The sequence below is a fragment of the Caballeronia sp. LZ032 genome, assembly GCF_031451315.1.
GTDB lineage: Bacteria > Pseudomonadota > Gammaproteobacteria > Burkholderiales > Burkholderiaceae > Caballeronia.
Map to the genome: position 1 here is coordinate 3,254,401 of NZ_JARUXP010000001.1, position 19,848 is coordinate 3,274,248.

The following is a 19,848-nucleotide window of genomic DNA, read 5'->3' on the forward strand; positions in this document are numbered from 1 at the left end:
CGGGTTTCAGTGATTGCCTGAACGCGTTTCCTTCGTTCCGGAACCATGACGGGCCGTCTTGCGACGGCCCGTTTTTTTATTCGTCATTGGCTTCGAGGCTCTCGTGCCCTGCGCGCTTCGCGAGCATGAGCGCGCGCTCGTAGAGCACATTGCGCGACGCGCCGGTCAAGGTCGCGGCGATGCGCGCCGCGCTCTTCACCGATAACTCCTCCAGCAAGGTTCCAAGCAGGCCGTCGTGGGCGTCATCGGCGTCCTCGGTATCGGGCGCGCCTTCCACCACCAGCACGAACTCGCCGCGTTGACGGTTTGCATCGGCTTCGAGCCATGCTGGCCCTTCGGCCAGGGTGCAGCGATGCAGACTCTCATGTAACTTCGTCAACTCACGGGCAATCAACAACTGCCGGTCGCCGCCGAAGGCCTCGGCGAGCGCGCGCACGGTCTCGACAATGCGGTGCGGCGCTTCGTAGAAGACCAGTGCCATCGGATGATGAGTGAGCGTCCGCAGATGCGTGGCGCGCTGCTTTGCCTTGGTCGGCAGGAAGCCGATGAACGTGAAGCTCTTCACCCAGGCGCCGGCCGCGCTCAAGGCTGTCGTGAGCGCGCTGGCGCCCGGCATCGGGATCACCGGAAGTCCGGCTTCACGCACGGCATCGACGAGACGCGCGCCAGGATCGGAGATGCCCGGCGTGCCGGCGTCGGAGACACAGGCGATGCGCTCGCCGTTGCGCAAATGCGCGATCACGCGTTCGGCGGCGCTCTTCTCGTTGTGCTCGTGTACGGCGATCGCCGGTTTCGAGATGCCGTAGCGCGCGAGCAATTGCGAGGTGTTGCGCGTGTCTTCGGCGGCGATGCGATCCGCCAGTCCAAGCACATGCAGCGCGCGCAGGGTGATGTCCGCGACATTGCCGATCGGGGTGGCGACCACGTAGAGGGCGCCCGTCGGATAGGTCTGTCCATCGGCGAGGCCGGAGAGTGACGCGGGAAGTGACGACATGTGACGGGCATCGGGGGAAAGGACGTCATTTTGCCACGCCCGATGTAGCCGTTCCGTCGACAACTTTCGTGGAGAAGCCATGTCCAAGACGCTCGGCGATGCGTTCGAAGCTCACGCGCTCGACTATCTGCAGCGGCGGCGCATGCGGCTGGTCGCGCGCAACGTGACGTGCCGCGGCGGCGAACTGGATCTCGTGATGCTCGATGCGCACGGCGCGCTGGTGTTCGTCGAAGTGCGGGCGAGGCGGAGCAGACGCTTCGCGCAGGCGGCGGCGAGTATCGATGCCAGGAAACGTGCGCGGCTCGTGCGTGCCGCGGAGCATTTCCTGGCGACATGGCGCGGCGCGTTGCCGGCCTGCCGTTTTGATGTCGTCACCTTCGATGCCGGCCGCATCCACTGGCTGCCCGACGCCTTTCGCGCGGACGAAGCCTGAAGCAGCGTCGTGCTGCGTGATGCATGCGGTAAACTGCGCAACAACCTTCGTCCGGGCAGCGCTTCGGGCGCTACCCTCACATGCCGCACGGCGCCGCAGGTTGCGGCCGATGATCGAGAGCGATGTCAGTCGAACGTATCCAGCAGCATTTTCGCGACAGCGCGTCGCTCACACTCGAAGCACTCGATGCGCTGGCGGTCCCGATCGCGGCGGCCGTCGACACGCTCTTTGGCGCACTCGCCAATGGCAACAAGATTCTCGTGTGCGGCAATGGCGGCTCGGCTGCCGATGCGCAGCGTTTCGCGGCGCATCTCATTGGCCGCTTCGAGCGGGAGCGTCCGGGCTTGCCGGCGATTGCACTGACCACCGATACCTCGATCCTGACGGCCATCGGCAACGACTTCGCCTTCGAGCAGATCTTCTCGAACCAGGTGCGCGCGCTGGGGCAGGCGGAAGACGTGTTGCTGGCGCTCGGTACGTCGGGGAATGATGTGAACGTGCTCGCGGCCATCCAGGAGGCGCATGGGCGCGAGATGCTCGTGATCGCGCTGTCCGGCGACGGCGGCGGCGCAATGAACGACGTGCTGGCCGAAACCGACATCCATATCTGCGTGCCGTCGGAGCGGACGGCGCGGATCCAGGAAGTCCAGCTGCTGACCATTCACTGTCTGTGCGACGGCATCGATGCGATGCTGCTCGGCGACGATTGAAACTCAAAGGGGGAACGGAGTTGATGAACAAGACACGCGTCAAGGCGACTTTGGCCAATGCCACGCTGGTGCTGAGCATGTTGTCGGGGGTTGCGTTGACGTTGCAGGGCTGCGCGCTTGCGGTGGTCGGCGCGGCGGCCGGGGGAACCTTGATCGCGACCGACCGGCGCACGCTCGGTGCCCAGACGGAGGATCGCGAGATTCAGGTGAAGGCGCTTTCGCGCATCAACGAGAACCTGCCGGATACCGCGCATGTGAACGTGACGGTGTTCAATCGGCGTGTGCTGCTGACCGGCGAAGTTCCGGATGATGCCGCGAAGCAGAAGGCCGAGGCCGTGGTGCGCGATATCAACAATGTGGGCAGCATTGTCAATGAGCTGTCGGTGCAGGGGGCGAGCTCGCTTTCGTCGCGGGCCAATGACTCATATCTCGAGACGCGCGTGAAGACGGCGATGGTCGGCGAGAAGGATCTGCGCGCGAACTACTACAAGGTGGTGTGCGAGCGCAGCATCGTTTATCTGATGGGGCTTGTGACGCAGGATGAAGGTGCGCATGGCGCGGATGTCGCGGCGCGCGTGCCGGGCGTGGAGCAGGTGGTGAAGGTGTATCAGTACATCAAGCCGGAAGAGGCACAGGCGCTGGAGGCGGCGGCGGCATCGGATGCGAGCGCGGTGTCGGCGGCGAGCGCGCCGGCTCCAGCGGAGGCTACGGTGGGGACGGTGCCTGATTCCGGGGTGACGTCGCGTCCGCTCGATCAGCAAGCGCCTGCGCCAGTGAAGAACTCGGATGTGCATCCGGGGGCTTCTTCTTCAGGCTCTGCTCCGGCGGTGAAATGAGAATGCGCGGGTTGGTGGTTGTTGTTGCGATGGTTGTGGTGGCGATCGACGCCAAGGCGGCGGAGCAGGTTGTTTCTGCCGCTGATGCGATGGCCATCGCTCGCAGCAATGCGTGCATGGGGTGTCATGCGGTTGATCGGAAGCTGGTTGGGCCTTCGTTTCAGCAAGTTGCGGAGAAGTACAAGGGGCAACCGCAGGCTAGCGTGCAGCTTGAGAAGAAGGTGAAGAACGGTGGGGCGGGAGTCTGGGGATCGATTCCGATGCCTTCCCACCCGCGGATGAATGATGCGGATATCAAGACGGTCGTGGCTTGGGTGCTGGCTGGGGCGCCTGGCAAGTAAGCCGGTGAGCCGCTATCGTCCGATGGCTTGCACCTCAGCCAATCCGCTGTGATATTATTTTGCTTCGTTGGGGGGGTAGCTCAGCTGGGAGAGCGTCGCGTTCGCAATGCGAAGGTCGGGAGTTCGATCCTCCTCTCCTCCACCATAGAATTCAAAGGGTTACAGGTGATTTGCCTGTAACCCTTTTGTGTTTCTGGCGTCCGTGTAACTGCTGTGTAACCGGATTTGCTCCTGCTTGATCTATCTCGATCTACGGAATGCTGAGGCGATTCAATGTAACGCCGTAGGAGTGATCGTTGGAGGTGTTTTCAGTCAGGTGACGCAGTGTCTTTGGGGAAGGGAGTAAACAGAAACCCGTGATGCAGCCGAAATCTCAACGCTTCGACACGCAAAAGTTGGAATCCGTCGCGATGCCGTGGCAGCCGTATGTTTCCTTGAACGAACTGATCGAATGGATCGGTAGGTACGACGTCGAGATTCCCCAAGACGTAGGGCAAGCTATCTCGGCGCTCGGTCTCCGGTGGGAGGCCTCTCTCGCACCCCTTGAGCGCAAAAGGGCTATGCTGCTTCCGGCTGAGCCAAAGCTGGCGAATCTTTTTAGACGAGGAATGTCTGCCACACTTCTGTTTGGCGAGTTCTCGGAGCGCCAAGGTGAGGAACCGGGCTGGCGAAACTCGCTAGTCACCGGAAATCCCCTTCGGTTGCGATCGGACGAGCACAGCCGCGCTATGTCCATGTTGGGGCAGATCGCGCAGGACGCCCGACAGGTTTTCTGGGCGGTTCTTAACGGCGAGCGAGTGTTTGATCCGGCGATCTCGGTACGTTACCCGGTGGCGTTGAGCCGGCCAGAGCGCGAGTGGTTCGATGCGCTCGTTTTTGATACGAAGGAAATCTTCGCGTTCCTGTATCCCGATCTGATCGCTTCTGATACGGCAGGGCAACCGTCGCAGAGCGAGGCTTGCGAGCAGGTGGCAATTATACGAACCGCATCTGCGCGGCAATCTGCTCATCCTGGCGGACTGGATGAGAAAAAATTAGAAAAACAGGGAAAGGTCTATCACTTCATTCCTAGGTTGCTGAGCGAGGAAAACCAGCCGCGCTACCTTACGTCAGGGCACATTGCCAAATGCTTCGATAGACGCTTTGTCAAGATGTCAGCCGAATGGTCCACGATGTTGGGTGATCCTCCCGTATGGCTCGCGCCGGCCAGAATGTCCAATTTTGCCAAGGGAACGGAGGCTATCTGGCATCCGGTGATGATCGCTTGCATGCTTGCGCAAGGCGTACCGGTGATGATTCACGGCGACGGTGGAAAGAAGAAGAATATCCGGCGGATAAGATTGCTGATTCTGGACGGGATATTCGAAAGAAACGCCGAGCTTGCTGATTGGCGCCCCATGTGGGGTCGCGAGTCTGAACTGCTTCGGGACTAACCATCCCCTAATGGCGCCCGTGAATCGCGCACCTGATGCTGTGTCTCAGCCGTGCATTTGTACATCGATCTACCCTCCCCGGCGTTTCTGAACGTGCCTCTCCTACGGTAATACAGCAGGTTAGCCTGTGGCCGCTACGGTGATTCGCGATGGATCTCGTTGATATACAAGGGTTTTTCCTACGGTGATCCGGTTCTGAAATCACCGTAGATCAAGCTTGCTCCAAGTCGTTCGCCATTGGTCGATCCACATCAATGGTGGCGGCTTCACGAAATTGTTCAAACCCGAACTTTAAGGAGCAGCATGATGACAATGCATTCCGCGGCCGCAACCATGATTGAGTGCGGCAACAATCACCACATCGAGGTCGCCGCGTCGGCGGCGGTTTTCGCGCCGCCCACTTCAGCGCCGGTCGCATGGAGCGAGTTCTGGACGACGAACGAGGTCGCGGCCTATCTGCGCTGCGAGCCCCAGACTATCCGCAAAAACCTCAGCAGCAAGGGGGCTCATCACGGCCTCAAACCCCGCCGTTTTGGTCGTCGCTGGTACTTCTCGGCTGCGGAAGTCCGTGCGACGCTGAGCGCGGAGGTATGAAATGAGCAACAAGAAAGCTAGGAACCCGAGCCACAAAGAGCTGAACGAGATGATTCGCCTAATTGGCGAGAACTGGACGCCCGCCATGGACGAGGCGATCGAGCGGGACACTCGCGAGGCCCTGCTGAATTATTGCGCGGAATGGACGACAGAAAAGGCGATGTGTGCCGCGCGGCGTGCTCAGTTGAAACTTGACCTCAAGAAGGCGGCGGTGGTGCGGTCACACCGCGATGCACTGAAATCTCAGCTCGACAAGTTGGTCTCCGAGAAGCCGCTGAAAAAGAGCTTCCCGAACTGCGCGCAGCAACTGTTCGCTGGCAGTCAACGCATCGCCGATCTCAAACTGGCCGTGGAGCAAGCTATTTCTAATTCGGACGCGAAATTGGCGAAGCAGCTCAAGCAGGAACTGGCAATGGCACACGAGCCGTCGTACATCTGCTTCGAGCTGGCGACTGGTAATTGGATGGCTTCGTGTGATGCGCTTGCACGCCAGTGTGACGAGCGGGGCTACGTGGATGCAGAGTTGGTTCGAATTCGCACGGCCCTCGCTGAATTGGAGCGGCGCGAACTCGATCTCGCCACCAAGCTGCGCGCAGCCCGTGCTCAGCTGCGCGCGTCGGCGTAAGGGGGCGATCATGGCAAAAACTACTGGTAGCCAAAGCACGAAGGTAGCCATCGACGCGATCAAAGGTGCCATCCAAGCACTCGAATCGCCGAAGGTGAAGCGTGAACGCGAGCGTGCGGCGCAGTTCGCTGAGTTGTATCCGGACATCCGTGACAAACTCAACGCCGAGGTGTCGAAGAGCGCCATCGTCAAGGCGCTCGTCGAACACGGCATGTCGATCAGCGGTCCAGTCTTCGATAAATTACTGGCCGAGGAAGCGCTGCATCGCGGCGAGCAGGTACCGGGCGTAGACGTCGACGGATCGGGTGATAGCGAGTTCGTTGACGGGCGGCAAAATATGTCGCAAGTCGGCGCGTCGAAGCAGGAGACTGAGTAATGAACGCTCTCGCCAATCAATACGGCGAGGGCTTTATGCCCTCGTCGTCGCCTTCACCGACTTTCGGTCAGGGGCAACCGTTACCGGACTGCCTGCCGCACGGATGTTACCCGCCGTCGCAGTCGCAGGCCGTTAGCGCGTTATCGCCCAATCTGTACCGTTCCGTCTGCGAATGCCACGCCATATACGGAGCAGGCTATGGCGCAAGTCTCGCCAACATACTTGGCAAGGTCTCGTTCGCTGTTTCGGGCAACTTCCGTATCTGCGGTAATAACGGCAGGTCGATGCCGCTCAGCTTGCACATCCGTTTCGCGGGCGCGCGTCTGAGCGGCAAGTCGGAAGCGCACCTCAGGCTTAACGCACCGGTTGCCGAAGCGATGAAAGGCTGGAAAAAGCCTTGGCTGTTCGACAATGTATTGCCTCCCACGTTACTCCGCAAGTTGCGTGCAGGTTCAGTGCTGGCCATGCTTAGTATGCAGGAAGGGCGCGGCCATCTGGCCGGCGCGCTCAGCCGTTCGTTTCAGGATCTGAGCGACCTCTACGACAGCAACATGCCTTCGTTTGATCGCGCTGACGATGACGAAGAGCTTGCCGGACACGCACTCGAAAGTGCGATTCTGGTGGCCTGCGTGAACGTGCAAGACGATGCGCATCGCAAGTGGCTCGAGAGCTACGGGCAAGACGCCATGGCGTCTGGCTACCTGTTCCGGCTCCTAATGATCGAGTGTGACGAGCTTGCGATCGAGGGCGCTGGTGCACAGCAGCCCGAACTCGCACTGCTGAACTACGATGACCGCATCATCGAGCTGATCACGAGTGCGCGGGTCAAGCTCAAATCGATGGCGGCGGACAAGCTGCCGGTGATTGATGTTGCGCCGGAGGCTGAGCAGATCCTGCGGAAGGCGAAGGAGTGTTTCCGCGCAATGTCGGGGAAGGCTTTGTCGCCGAGAGATACGATCGTTTTTTCGGCACGCCTATGCGCCAACGCTCGCCGGATCGCGGGCTGCATGCACGTGTTCGAAGGCTATGAAGGGGCCGTGTCCGCTGACACGATGGCCCGTGCGGTGACGATCGCAGAGTATTTCGGCGCGTGCTGGCTTGCGACCGTATTCCCGCCGAAGCCGTTGTCCGCCGCCGTGCAACGTGGGCGGCATCTTCTCGCTACGCTGGTGACCTGGGTTCGGCAGAGCCAGCAGTCTTCGCTGAGCTGGCGCGAGGCAGATATCGTTGCGCTTGCCCCGAACTACGGCTGGAGCAAGGCGGAGATGAAAGAAGCCATGATGTGGATGTGCTGTGCAGGGTTTGCCCAGATTCTGCCTCGCACCGAGAACGGTCGTCGAGTCATCAAGTTCGAGCTGAATCCGGATCTCGCGTCGCCGCAACTGGAGCAGCTAACCCACACGCCGATCCGTCTTTGATCGCTAGCTCGAGCCTCGCGTGCCCGTCCGGCAGGCGGGGCTTTTTGCTGACGCCTTAACGCGGTCCAAATCGATTGCAGCGCATTTCAATGTCGTCATGAGCAAGACAAAACCCTTCTCTACGATCGAGCCGCAGACCCTGTCCGGGCTCACCGATTTCGTCGAGCATAACCTTAACTACTGCGGTGAGCTGGATGGGGGCTACACCATCCTGAGCGATGTGCAATTCGTGAGCCTGGTTGAGCTTGACCGCTTTGTATGGCTGTCGCTCGAAACCACCTTCGCGCCGTTTCGTATCCGGGGCGAGCTGCGCCGGCTCGGTGACCATGAGTTCGATGCGCAGGGCCATGTCAATGCCGCCGATCAGTGGACCTACGTCAAGACGTCGTCCCCCAATCCGCTTTGCCAGGCGACCCTGAAACTGGCGGCGCGACTGCCAACTATCAACCACCATGCGACGACATTCGATGCCGAGATTCCGGCCGCCGCGCAACTGGTGCACGCGCCCCATCTCCGGTTGCTGCTGAAGACATTATTCAGTCACCCGATCCGGAACTACAGCGGCAGCGATATAGATTCGCCTGTCGATTGTACCGGCACGATCAAGGCGGAAATCTATAACGATTTCGCGGCCCAATTTCGTCGGGCGATGCTGGAACGGGATTGTCTGCGGCGGGATCTGCACAACTGGTTGTTGGGCAGTCGAGAGAACGTTGACGGTCTGCAGGCCTATCTGGATAGCCTGTTCACCCAGCATCGTGAATTGACCGTCGTGCATCTGCGCCTGTTCCATACGAGAGCGCGCGTCAACCTGATCACGGCACCCGTGGATGAGCAGCATCGCGAGCTTCAGGCACTACGGGCATGCCGAGCGAAGTTCTTCGACCGGATGAGACGCAAGCCGGCGTTGTTCACCGCCCAGCCGGGATACGTATGGGCCATCTTGCCTTCGCTGGGAGGTGGGTATGCCCTGCACCTTACGCTATTGTTCGACACCGTCGCCTTGCGCAAGGTTCTCGATGACAAAAGGGCGGAAGCAGAACATACCGGAGCGGTCCTGGAAGATCACGCAGACCAAGTTGGCAAGTACTGGGTAAAGGTGGCGACGGGAGGCTTGGGAGCCTATCACCGGGGTGACTCGAATCTCTGGCTATATGACCAGAACTGGGTGCATGGAGAGGTTCATGCCGGCGTTCCAGAGCGGCGCGGCAAGCTCACGGAAATGCTTGGCTACCTAGCGATGCGCCGTGGTCTTGTGCGCCTTCAAAATGAGCCTGATGGTGCGTATTTTGGTATGCCCGAGCGCAAGGCACGTGCGCCACGCCGGTCGATGCGGCGAGCCGCGAAGGAGGGGTAGACCGTGGCGCAGACACGGGGTGGCTCACCGAATATCAGTATCCAATATGCCTAACCTATTGATTTATATACGCCGCTGATTTTGAGGACTGAGTGGTTTGCGTGGCACATCCTTGGCGTAAGATGCGCGATGCCGGGAGCATGCCCCTAATGCCCTCGCGGTTCATGCAGAGAAAATTGCACAAATTCCTGCAGGAAATTGGCAGAAAAACGTTCAATATCCCGCCCGTTTTCGCGCAGAAATATTTCGCACAATTTTTTCACGAAACCTTTGCGAAATATGCTCACGGAGACCGGCAGAATTTCTCGGTGCGAAAACGTGCCGCCAGAGCGCGTTTGAGCCTGATATGCCTCGCCCGTTTTTTTACCGAGGCAGCAACATTCCAATTGTGATCGTCGTATCTCAGCTGATCTGCCCTACGCGTAAAAATTGTCCGCGTGTCGACCGTAGGTACGTCGGCGTTCGCAGCAGTGCAGGATCGACGTCGTGGGGGAAGCTTGATGTCGATCAAGTGGGACAACTCCGAAAAGCATGTCTGCTCGATTTCCACGTAACCGCTGCGATGAGCGACTCGCTTTCGTCGTGCAGCAGGGGCTTTTGCTGTCGCGCGGTTACTGCTCTCCTAATATAGGATCGTCTTTCAATGATGTGCTTCTTTTAACAATCATAGATAGGTATTAGCCGTACAAAGAGATCATCGGACAGGAAAATAAGTACATGCCATCCGAATGACTTGAGCTGACAACTACGGAGAAGGTCGTGGGAAAGGAGTTCGGAACAATCGAAGCACGTAACGGTCTGCATCTTGACGAGCAGATAGATGCTTCTTCTCTTGGACAAGAGAGCAGCATGCGGGGATGGGAACTCGGTGAGTATCAGGAACTGTACAACGATCTCGTTGAATTCATGGGCAGCGTATTGAGCAACCCACATATTCCTTACGAGATTCGACATCGCTGTGGAGTCAAATACGCGGTAGCCAGCAGACCTACACTCACACGCCATTTGCGACGGTGTCATGCATTCATGGATTTGCACTGGCCTAGCCGGTATTTCAGCGCCGATTTGAAACTATTCTTCGAATGTTATCGTGCAGCGCCTATTTGGCGGAGCACTGGTGATGCAGCTTGCAATCACCCGAATACGGTCTACCCGGACGGAACGATCCTCGCGGAACGATTCAATGCGTTTGTCGCGTATATGCGTGAGCAAGCACGAGCGAGATGCGTAGCGAAGAAACTGTCAGACTGGAGACGCGGTCTCGATCATCAGGAGGCTTCGATTGGGGAGTATCTCGATAACCTGCATTTCGATCAACCCGACATCATTGCCATGCGGGCAGACTTCAGTTTCGTGAAGACCGTTGCTGTCGAGAGCGATGCGATACCTCGGATGAGCTGGCAAACAGATGAGGAAGGGCGTTGGACGCAGGTGCCGTCGAAGGAACCGTCATCGGGTGCGGGATGGGAGACGAGTGCGCGTATTGATCCGACACTGGCCTTGCAGTTTCGGGAATCGTTCTTTGACAACCAGAATGGCGTGGATCGTGAACTGTTCGAGCACTTGGTCGGTTACATCTCGAAGGTCGAGCAAGGCGCGGAGCATGGCGCGTATCACGTCCACATTCTTTTGTTGCTTGATGCGAAGCGAGTGAAGGCGAAGACCTTTGACCGGATAAGGGGGATCGCAGCTGACCGATGGAGGCGGCTGACGAACGGACTAGGTAACGTGTTCGATTGCCACCATCCAGTCTACGAGGCGAAGTTACGGCGTGAAGGGCGTTGGTCGCTTGATCCGGTTCTGGACAGCGATCCGGCCCGGTTCGAGAGGTTGCGCACTTACATCATTCGATACTTCGCGAAGGACGATGGCCAAATGGTGCGTGTGAAGCCTTTCGCGAAATCCAAGATGCTCACGAAGGGCAGGAATGGCTGATTCCTTGAGATAGGTCGGACGTCTGCCTGATGAACAAGCCGATGGCAAAAACTTCGAGAAACATGGAGCACTGAAGAAGTGACAGTAAACCACTGAAGAGCTTCGTGTCGCACAGGGGGGCGATCGGCGACGTCGACGCAGCTGATTGCCGGGTTGGTGCATCTGCACCATGCGTTCGACCTGTCCGACGAAGAGGTGATCTGGCAGTGGGTGGAGAACCCGTACTGGCAAGTGCTGACCGGCGAAGCCCACTTACGAACGAAGCGCCGATTGACCTGTCGAGCGCTGACGCGCCTGAGGAAGCGCTTGGGCGATGCCGGCGTTGCAGAGTTGCTGGCCGAGACGATCGAACTGGCCAAACGTGCAGGCGTGATCAAGGCATCAAGCGTGAGGCCCGTGATAGTTGACCCCACAGTCATGGAGAAAGCGATCGCCCGCTCAACCGACTCACGATCGCTTGAGCGGTGTCGCGAACATCTGATGACGGCCGCAACGCGGCACGCACTGAAGCTTAGGCAGAACTATAACGGCGAAGCGCCAAAGCTTGAATCGCTATGCGCACGCGAAGCAGTTCAAGCGGATGGGAAGGCATCGCGTACACTGCGTTCACGGGTCTCTGCCGGGTGATGTGCGATGTGCAATGGTCATTTTCAGCGACGGCGATCAGTCGAGTCCGGCACGCTTTAGCGCGATCGGCAGATACTTTGACAGTGGTTTTCCGCTGACGCTGATGATTGTGCGATTGCGTCCGTCGGCGTCATTCAGCTGTTGACGGGCGTCGTCAAGCAGCTCCTGCAATGTAGCCTGCTCGGGGGACGATGCGTTTCCGGCGCCGTACCTTGCAAGCGCCATGACTATCGCTAGATCCTGGTCGGAAAGGCTGCTTAACAGGTCGGCAATTCGATTGAGTTCGCCGAAGCGTACGTTTCGCATCTGGACGCCGTTGGGTGAGAAATGAATGCTGCTGATGATTCCGTCCGCTCCAGCTACTTGGCGCGGAGCATCGGCACCAATCAGCGCGTCAATTGCTTGACGGATGCTTGTGTTTAAGATCATGGGTTGTTTTCCATTTCGGCTTTTCGGAAGCCTGACATGGACCCTAAATCACAGTTTTCAAGGGACTCAGACAAATCACGCTTTGATGCTCCGCCACGGCTACCTAGTTGCTCAGCGAAAGGGCCAAGTGCTTTTCTCGAAGAGGGGCGCTCGAGCGGCAGCAACAGCGGCATCGTAGCTGATGACTCGTTGTCGTCGCTCGACGATCGTCGACGTGAGCGCGTTTGCGAAGCGACTGGCTACCGAGACTGCACGGCGATGAGCTTCTGGCTTATGCCACCGTGCTAAAACCATGGCGGGCAGCAATCGAGAAGCGTAGCGCGGAGACGGCAAAGAAGCGAAAAGCCGGCGCTGCAACCGTGGTTTCGAGCAAATAAATTATCCATCGACGCGTAGAGCACTAGCTCGTGCCGGCGAGCGTGGTGCATCAAGCGATTTTGATTCATCATGTCGCTTCAACTGCCAGTCGACCGGGAAGTGAAGGCTGGGGCCACCACCGCGGAAATAAAAAATGAGTGAGACTTGGGAGAAGAATGAATGGCCGATCGAGCGGATCAGAACGTTGACGCGCGAAAGCGTCAACGTTCTTCGTGGAAATTGCCTCACACGTAATCCGGCTGTCACAGAACTCTGTGATCAAGTACTTGCCGAAAGTTCCTACGCGTTTGATCCGGAGAAGCCGGTCAAGAAAAATGGCCGTGCGTCGAACTCCAAGATCAAGAAAAGCGAACGGGACGGAAACCGGGTGGAGTTCGTCCTGCCACCCAACGCTGTGGACTTGATTGCACAACGGCTCCTCAAGCTACCGTTCGCCGACACGGTCGCCAACGGACGAGAACGTCGGAAGCTGCAGCAGTCGCCCGTGCAGACGCTCGGTGACCTCTGGAGGCTCTTCGTTGTTTGCGGTTTCTCGAGTCAGGAGAACGCCGAAGACGACGGCAAGCTCGCGGCTTTTCTTCACGCGGACGGTCCGCTGCTGCACCTTGACAAGATTCGAGCAAACCGCTGCGACCCGGTATGGGTGCTATCCGAAATTAGTGGGCGTGGGCTGCGCTTCTCTGAGAATAAGGCTGACCTCGTGATCGGCAATTATGCTCATTTTATCGAGGCCGGGACGGAGAGCCAGCGACTCGCTGACCGTTGTGACGGCGATGAGAAGCTCAAAATCTTTTGCGAACTCGCGCGTGGCACAGTGCACGATCATGATCTTGCAGGATCGGCCGTGTTCAGCAGAAGCCTCAACGCCGCACCGTTCGTGCAAATTGGTCCGAAGCAGTTGCGAAACATCCTCGTGAATGGTGGCTTGGCGCACAACGTCGTGCCACTCGACTCACGTTGGCTTAAATACCTTGACGGGATCGTGTCCGAGGACAGTGCGCTTACGCTTGCGCGCTACATCCGCATTGAAGACCTCTTGCGACAAGCGCTGCTGAGTGTGCAGGATCAACGTGCTGATCTTGCCAACCTTGCCGTGTTGGATGCGATCGTTTTCGCAAGCCAATCGAAGAAAGGTGTTTCGCCAACGGCATGGTACGGAATGCACCGTCCGGTAAGTGGAAGCTCCCAAGGACTCGGTGAGACGGCGGCAACATAGTTAGCCGGGACGAGGCGCAATGTTGGGTGGCCATTATTGGTTATTCAAAGCACCGCTGAGGGCGGCATGCGCAGACTCTCGACTACAGGTCGACTACAGGTCGACTGCAGGGGATTCGGGTCACCCATGTCGATGCATGAGTAGCAGTAATCGGCTGTCCGCAGACGACCGCCAAAGTCTGCTCTACGGCGATCCGGCTCAAGCGAATGTGAGAAGAGCACTGTGCAGGCGGCCGCCATTTAGGAAACGCGCAGAGCGTCAATGACCCTGACAAATACCAAACGTGTCAAAATCATCTCAAAACAAGTGGGAGATTGCATGGTTGAGGTTGTCGAGGTTGATTTGAGTTTGCTTGGCGTGCGCCTTCCACGGGGAGAGGTCGCGATGGTCGTCGCGCAGCCTCACGTAGTTTTCGTACATCAAGAGCCCTTCACTTGGGCTCCTGCAGAACGGCAACGGGCACTTCAGTGCATTGATGACACTTTGGCGGTTTCACGTGGTCGCCCGCACGGGGCAGAAAAAACGCACTTTACCGTTTTCCCAGAGTGCGCTCTTCCAGGATTGGAGGGCGTCGACCGGATTACTACCGCCATGCAAGCAGTCGATTGGCCAACCGAAACGATCGTAATCGGCGGGGTGGATGGGTTGACCAAGGCGCAGTTCACTGAACTCGTTCAAAGGCCGAATACCACATACGACGCCGTCGGAAACCATCTTGACCGGGTGCAGGAACATCAGTGGGTGAACTGCGTGGTCACTTGGGCAAAGCTTCCGACGGGCGACGTTCACAGTTGGGTGCAACCCAAGCTCTCCCCTGCTTGGGTGGAACTGAACGTTGAATACTTGTCGATGTACCAAGGCCGCTCAATCTACGTGTTCAAGGGTGTCCACTCGAACGCTGATGCTCCGTATCAGTTCGCCACTCTGCTTTGCTTTGATTGGATTGGGTCAACCGATGCTAGGCGCATATGGGAGTGGCTGCTTGAAGGCATCGGCATTCGGGCGGCGCAATTTGGCGGAATGCTTCCTCTAACTTGGTTGTTCATAGCGCAATGCAATCCGGCCCCGTCCCACGCCTCGTTCATGGGTCAGGTAGCGCCTTTCTTTGATCCGGCTCAATTTCCGAGAGTCACGCGGGACGAGACCTGCTTGGTAATGGCGAACGTCGCCGGTAAGGATTCGCCAGGCAAGGCTGAGAAGTTCGGGCAGTCCGCCGTCATCGTTACGCAGAACCGCTTTTCTCGTCCGGGATGCATGCCAACCTATGGCAATGGGGGCGCGGCGCAGCGAGGAGGCGACTTTCTAGAGAATTTCCGGGACGCCGTTTTTCGCGAGCGCGGAGCATGCATTCACTCGTTCGTGGTTATCCACCCATCAACGCTGCCGCCAGGCTCCGCAGGCCGTCGATTTGCCATGCGCGAGCCTACCGTGCACCCTTTTAATGGCGTGGATGACCCAAGGGCGCCTGGCGGCGCTGTGCCTGCTGTCGTTAAGTGGGTGAACGACCAGTTGGACGAACCTTCAAAGTCATTGGCTGCAAAGTACATGCACTTACCCTTGACGGCGGCGGCCGTTGCAGCTCACCAGCGAACGGTTGATGAGCTACGAACGCTGGCGGCGACAGCCCTCAGTAATACTGTGAAATTCGCGTGCCTGACAGCTGGCAACGGAACGCCGGACGAATGGAATGCTGGTGAAGACCATGCCGTGAGGCATCTACTTCATACTTTCTCAATTCTCGACGTGGGTCAATATCCTGCGACATTCCATGGAAACGGCGCGCAGGCAACCATCATGAAGGGTGAAGCCAGTCTGGAAGTCATTGCCGTGATGGGAGCCAGCCACGAGGACTGCGACAAGCATGTTCTTGACAGCCTGCCAGCCCACAAGGGCCAACTTATAGTTGTAAGCCGCGACGAAGACAACAATCCGTGGGACAAACGGTTCACGTCCATCTATGACCAAGTCCCAGACGAGGCATCCACCGAGGTGAAAATCACGCAACCGACCAGCGCCATCATTCGCGTCGGGTATCGCGAAGTGCTTGATGCGTACCAAAGTGCGGCGAACGAAAACGAGTTAATGAAGGCACTCGATGCAAAGCTCTCCTGAGATCTTAAGCCTACCGACAGAACTGCGATCCGCTCTCGTAGACCTCATGAGGGGAGCAACATTCTCCGAAGTGATTCTTCGGGAAGCTTGGCCGCCTTGTCCAGCCAATTGGCACAGTTGAAGTCGCAAGAACAGAGCCTTCATATTCGACGGGACTGGCTTACATGGGCGGTATCGGTCCAGCCCGAGTATGAACGGCTGACGCGCGAGACTGAGAGTCTGGCGGCAATGCTGACCGCACTATCCTCACATGTGAACCAACATCGGGCGCCACTGGAGAATGCGCAGATCGCTCAACGCGAAGCCGCAGCGTCGGTCCAGCGTGCCGAGACCGCGTTCAAAGCTGCAACAGAGAAACGTGTTCGCTTCCAAGCGGTCAGGGACGCAGCCGCAGCGTGGGAATTGGCAGCACCAACCTTCATAGAGTTGCAGACCGCTGAGGCTCAAATGCGGGGCTCCATTGAGCAGCTTCGCAGGCAACTAAATGAAGCCCAGCAGGCCGAACAAGCACAAGATCTTTTGGTTGTCCAGGCTGAGCGCGATCTTAGAGAGGCAAGAAGCAGCGACTCAAGGCTCAAGGAGCTTGTTTCGGAGCTTCGCGGCCATGTGGACGGGCCCAATTGTCAATTGTGCGGGCACGACCATGGAAGCACGGCAGACCTGCTGGCAGCTATCGACCGGCGAATGCAACACGGCGACCGCATTGTGCAATTGAGCGAGGCTGCCGCTAAACAGCGAGCGGCGCTCCAAACGATTTTAGGTCGGCGGGAGATACTCGCCGAACAAATTAAGCAGGAGGAGTTGAAACTCACTCAAGCACAGATGCGGCGGTCGCAACTGGAGCGACAGCGCGCAAGCGTCGAAGCATCGCTGAGCTCGGTTGGTATTTCGCTGACCAGTCAAACGCCGCAGCAGATGCAGAGTCTCGCCGTTCAAGTTCATGAGGATGAACAGAATGCCGCAGGGGCCGTCGGCTCAGCAAGGCAAATCCTTCAAACGGCTGAAGCCGCGCTCGCATCAGCTCAGGCCGACTATCAAGCGCTTGACGAGAAGAGGCTGGCCACCGTTGCCGTGCAGAACGATGTGCAGAAGCGCCTGACCGAATTGCTCAATCAGGCAAGTCAACGCTCCATTGACCTAACGAGCGGCCTACAAGCCCTGACCGATGCTGAGCGCGCCATCGAAGAACAGCGGGCCGTGACGAGCGCAGCCGCTCAAGCGGCAAACGCGCAAGTCGACATCCAGAAAGCAGTCAATGCGGCAGCAAAGGCAGCCGTCACTGCCGCTCGCATGAACCACCAAGAGGCGGATCAAGCTTGGATTGGACATCAAGCACGCGTCCAGTCGGTCTTGTCGGAGCTGACAACTGCAAAGTTCGACAGCACGGTATCTCAAGAGCAGCTCCGTCAAGAGATAGAAGTCGCTACGGCACGCGAAGTTTCGGCGTTGAGTCTGCAAGATCGCGTCGCGGAACTGGAGGTGGCCGTTGACACCGCGGCCACTTCCGCTGCTTTCGATAGCATCCGGCAGCGCATTCTCGCCAACGACGCAGTAGTTCAAGAAGCAACCACTCGCGCGCAGAACATTAACCCTTGGGTCAGATATTTCACTGAGATCAAGAAGATGCTTAGCACGCAACAAGCCTACGCGACAGAGCACTTCATCTCCGAGTACGGACCGAGGACGGCCGTCATTCAGCAGCGACTACGTCCTGTTTATGGCTTCGGAGAAATTGAGGTCGCCAGCAAGGATTCGGCCATCGGCATCCGTGTCCATCGTAATGGGGAGACGTTGAGGCCAACGGACTTCTTCAGCCAGTCGCAGGTACAGACCCTCATCCTAGGTCTGTTCCTCACTGCCTGCAGCTCTCAGACTTGGTCGGGCTTCTCGTCCATCATGATGGATGACCCGGTCACCCACTTTGACGACCTGAACACGTACGCTCTACTCGACCTGATTCTTGGGTTGCAGAGTTCTCCGGAGGGCGAGCGGCAGTTTGTCATCTCCACTTGCGACGAGAAGCTGTTGCAGCTCGCTCGACACAAGTTCCGTCACATGGGACCGGCTGCGAAGTTCTATCGTTTCCAGGCCATCGGCGCCGAAGGTCCAATGGTCTCCGAAATTTCAGCCTAGCAGCTTCCACGCAGAGGCTCAGAAATGTTGTGCCGGACCTCCAGGGAGGCGAGACCGGCACCAAGACTATTAAACGACCGCTTTTGGAAGGCGACTCTAGCAACTACAAATACCGTTCAGGGTCGCCATCGGTCTTCCCGAGGCGCCAGTCGGCGGGGTTAACCGAACTTTATTTGCGTGAGACTTGCGACTGCGCTTTCGAGTGTATCGAAAGCTGAGGCAACGCCCGCCTTGAGTCGTCTGAATGTGACAGGCTTGCCGAGTATGCAGACTTTTTATCGGTACTCGGCGAGCCTTGTCAACAAAAACTCCACACGTGCGCCCAAGTGGGAGAGTCGAATCGGAGGGGGCGCTTGTGAAATCCCGGCTTGAGTTCCATGTGGATAAGAAGCGACATGATTTCGCTTCGCGGGTATTCAGGCGCCATCTGCAGGCACTTGGCCTTTTGGTAGTGCTCGTCACGTGGGCGGTCTAGTTACATATGTGACTGATCTTCTTCATCCAGATCGAGATAATAGACAGATTTTTACCATAAACCGCTTATCGCTAACTAACCGACTCTCGCAAATGGATAGAAAACTTGCCGTAAAAATTGATCGATCGACATGGCCGGGTCCGGGAATTCGGCCGCTATTTCCGAGAAATTTCACCAATGGGACGAGTTGTTACGACCTAAATATTCCTGCGATGCTGATGGTGATCGGGTATCTGACGACTCCGACTTCGTCGACGGGCGTTTCCCTGAGCGAGTTTTGGGCATGGGTACGATATCTGGCCGCAATATCAAACGAGTCGCACATTAGTCTCACCCGCAGCTTCGCGGAACTCGACGCACATCAGCGGACTATCTTGAGCGACGACTTCGGCATGGGGGTGCCGATGCTCTGGCTGTTCGATAAGCTATCGCTTACAGAAGTGGTCGACGGTAGATATTTCATGCAGAAAATTGCAGCGTCGATCGGTGCGACTCAGAAACGAACCGCAAAGCGAGGACCGAATAAAACTCCCGATTTCGTTGCCCGAGATGTAGCCGGTAGATGGCATGTTATTGAATGTAAAGGTACGCAGTCCGGTCCAGAGTACAGCATTAAGCAGCTTGGGTCAAAAGGGCCCGTCCTTAAGGGCGGCGTTGCTCAGAAGCGGTCAATCCTGTTTCCCGCTGGACACACTGGCCAGCGACTTGTCTGTGGTCTGGACATTGATGTTGAAGGTGGACGGGAGGGTGTCCTCCGGATTGTAGATCCGGAGCCAGAAGATCCATTCGAGATTGCTGCAAACCAACTCGTCTTCGCTGATGATGCCGCAAGTCGCGGTGTAATGTCCAAAGCGCTTCGCATGGCCGGATTTGAGGTGACTGCAGAAACGGTTGCTTCACCGTTCGGTCGCCGGGCGGATGCAACGCGTGCAAGGTCGGCCAAAGCAGAAAGCCTACGACAGGAAGAAATGAAGGCACGCGATCAAAGATCGCGAGATGAGCTTCGCGACGAGGTCGATCATCCAAAGGTGTTTGATGGGCGATTCCGAGGGCGGGAAACTGTCATTGAATTGCCGCGGGGAGTCTGGGTAGACGAGGAACCTGTGAAGCAAGTTGTCATCAGGCAGGGGGTAAATCGTGATGCTTTGGCCGAGCTTGAGGAGCGGCCAACGGTTGAAGATCTGGCAGATAGAGATCGCGCGCCGTGGACCAAGCTGATGGGAAAAAGCATTATCGAGTCAGATGGGATGACCGCGACGATGAAAATCGGCGAGGTGTTCCGTTCCGAAATCCTTCTGCGCGGGCGCAACGGATAACCGACTTCAACCCCCGATGGGCGGGCAAATTCCCCCACCTTTGGGCACCTCAAAATCCCCCACCTAGAGACACGCGGAGCATGATGCTGACGCGGTCTGGCAGGACGTTA

At 57.8% G+C, this 19,848-nt stretch carries 18 protein-coding genes, 1 tRNA gene and 1 pseudogene; 18 read left to right on the forward strand and 2 right to left on the reverse strand.

Annotation, left to right across the window (positions count from 1 at the left end; translation table 11 throughout):
* Positions 1-76: 76 nt before the first annotated feature.
* Positions 77-994: a 16S rRNA (cytidine(1402)-2'-O)-methyltransferase gene (rsmI, locus tag QCE69_RS15275; RefSeq protein ID WP_309931409.1), complete on the reverse strand. Its 918-nt coding sequence runs from the start codon at positions 992-994 to the stop codon at positions 77-79.
* Between the two features lie 79 nt (positions 995-1,073).
* On the opposite strand from rsmI, the gene QCE69_RS15280 reads away from it, so the two are divergent.
* From QCE69_RS15280 to QCE69_RS15345, 14 genes and pseudogenes are all read left to right on the forward strand, one after another.
* Positions 1,074-1,427 (forward strand): YraN family protein, encoded by a 354-nt coding sequence (locus tag QCE69_RS15280; protein WP_309919423.1) that lies wholly within the window; start codon positions 1,074-1,076, stop codon positions 1,425-1,427.
* Between the two features lie 122 nt (positions 1,428-1,549).
* Positions 1,550-2,137, forward strand: coding sequence for a phosphoheptose isomerase (locus QCE69_RS15285; RefSeq protein ID WP_309919426.1), 588 nt, complete (start codon positions 1,550-1,552; stop codon positions 2,135-2,137).
* A gap of 23 nt (positions 2,138-2,160) precedes the next feature.
* Positions 2,161-2,973 (forward strand): BON domain-containing protein, encoded by an 813-nt coding sequence (locus QCE69_RS15290; protein WP_309919429.1) that lies wholly within the window; start codon positions 2,161-2,163, stop codon positions 2,971-2,973.
* Entirely contained in the window at positions 2,970-3,314 is a 345-nt protein-coding gene (locus QCE69_RS15295) for a c-type cytochrome (protein ID WP_409021189.1), read from the forward strand. The genes QCE69_RS15290 and QCE69_RS15295 overlap by 4 nt, the downstream gene beginning before the upstream one ends.
* A gap of 69 nt (positions 3,315-3,383) precedes the next feature.
* A tRNA-Ala gene (locus tag QCE69_RS15300) sits at positions 3,384-3,459 on the forward strand.
* Between the two features lie 214 nt (positions 3,460-3,673).
* Positions 3,674-4,747 carry a hypothetical protein gene (locus tag QCE69_RS15305; protein WP_309931411.1) on the forward strand — a complete coding sequence of 358 codons (1,074 nt, stop codon included), beginning with the start codon at positions 3,674-3,676 and terminating at the stop codon, positions 4,745-4,747.
* Positions 4,748-5,050: 303 nt separating this feature from the next.
* Positions 5,051-5,341 carry a helix-turn-helix domain-containing protein gene (locus QCE69_RS15310; protein WP_309931413.1) on the forward strand — a complete coding sequence of 97 codons (291 nt, stop codon included), beginning with the start codon at positions 5,051-5,053 and terminating at the stop codon, positions 5,339-5,341.
* Position 5,342: 1 nt separating this feature from the next.
* Complete coding sequence (locus QCE69_RS15315; RefSeq protein ID WP_309931416.1) at positions 5,343-5,966, forward strand: hypothetical protein; 624 nt, start codon at positions 5,343-5,345, stop codon at positions 5,964-5,966.
* Between the two features lie 10 nt (positions 5,967-5,976).
* Positions 5,977-6,342 (forward strand): hypothetical protein, encoded by a 366-nt coding sequence (locus QCE69_RS15320; RefSeq protein ID WP_309931419.1) that lies wholly within the window; start codon positions 5,977-5,979, stop codon positions 6,340-6,342.
* Entirely contained in the window at positions 6,342-7,760 is a 1,419-nt protein-coding gene (locus QCE69_RS15325; protein WP_309931421.1) for a DUF3987 domain-containing protein, read from the forward strand. The genes QCE69_RS15320 and QCE69_RS15325 overlap by 1 nt, the downstream gene beginning before the upstream one ends.
* 19 nt (positions 7,761-7,779) lie before the next feature.
* A complete protein-coding gene (locus tag QCE69_RS15330) occupies positions 7,780-9,117 on the forward strand; it encodes a hypothetical protein (RefSeq protein ID WP_309931422.1) in 1,338 nt (445 codons plus the stop codon).
* A 101-nt stretch (positions 9,118-9,218) separates the two neighbouring features.
* Positions 9,219-9,509 (forward strand): hypothetical protein, encoded by a 291-nt coding sequence (locus tag QCE69_RS15335; RefSeq protein ID WP_309931424.1) that lies wholly within the window; start codon positions 9,219-9,221, stop codon positions 9,507-9,509.
* A gap of 367 nt (positions 9,510-9,876) precedes the next feature.
* Entirely contained in the window at positions 9,877-11,052 is a 1,176-nt protein-coding gene (locus QCE69_RS15340; protein ID WP_309931426.1) for a hypothetical protein, read from the forward strand.
* Positions 11,053-11,169: 117 nt separating this feature from the next.
* Positions 11,170-11,714 (forward strand): annotated as a pseudogene (locus QCE69_RS15345) (transposase); the annotation flags it as partial.
* Position 11,715: 1 nt separating this feature from the next.
* Here QCE69_RS15345 and QCE69_RS15350 read toward each other — a convergent pair.
* Positions 11,716-12,108: a hypothetical protein gene (locus QCE69_RS15350; protein ID WP_309931428.1), complete on the reverse strand. Its 393-nt coding sequence runs from the start codon at positions 12,106-12,108 to the stop codon at positions 11,716-11,718.
* Positions 12,109-12,619: 511 nt separating this feature from the next.
* Between QCE69_RS15350 and QCE69_RS15355 the strand changes: the two genes are divergently transcribed.
* From QCE69_RS15355 to QCE69_RS15370, 4 genes are all read left to right on the forward strand, one after another.
* Complete coding sequence (locus tag QCE69_RS15355; RefSeq protein ID WP_309931431.1) at positions 12,620-13,702, forward strand: hypothetical protein; 1,083 nt, start codon at positions 12,620-12,622, stop codon at positions 13,700-13,702.
* Positions 13,703-13,963: 261 nt separating this feature from the next.
* Positions 13,964-15,814, forward strand: a complete 1,851-nt coding sequence (locus tag QCE69_RS15360; RefSeq protein WP_309931433.1) for a hypothetical protein — start codon at positions 13,964-13,966, stop codon at positions 15,812-15,814.
* Positions 15,815-15,910: 96 nt separating this feature from the next.
* A complete protein-coding gene (locus QCE69_RS15365; RefSeq protein WP_309931435.1) occupies positions 15,911-17,947 on the forward strand; it encodes a hypothetical protein in 2,037 nt (678 codons plus the stop codon).
* A gap of 567 nt (positions 17,948-18,514) precedes the next feature.
* Positions 18,515-19,738, forward strand: coding sequence for a hypothetical protein (locus tag QCE69_RS15370; protein WP_309931437.1), 1,224 nt, complete (start codon positions 18,515-18,517; stop codon positions 19,736-19,738).
* The last annotated feature ends 110 nt before the right edge of the window (positions 19,739-19,848 follow it).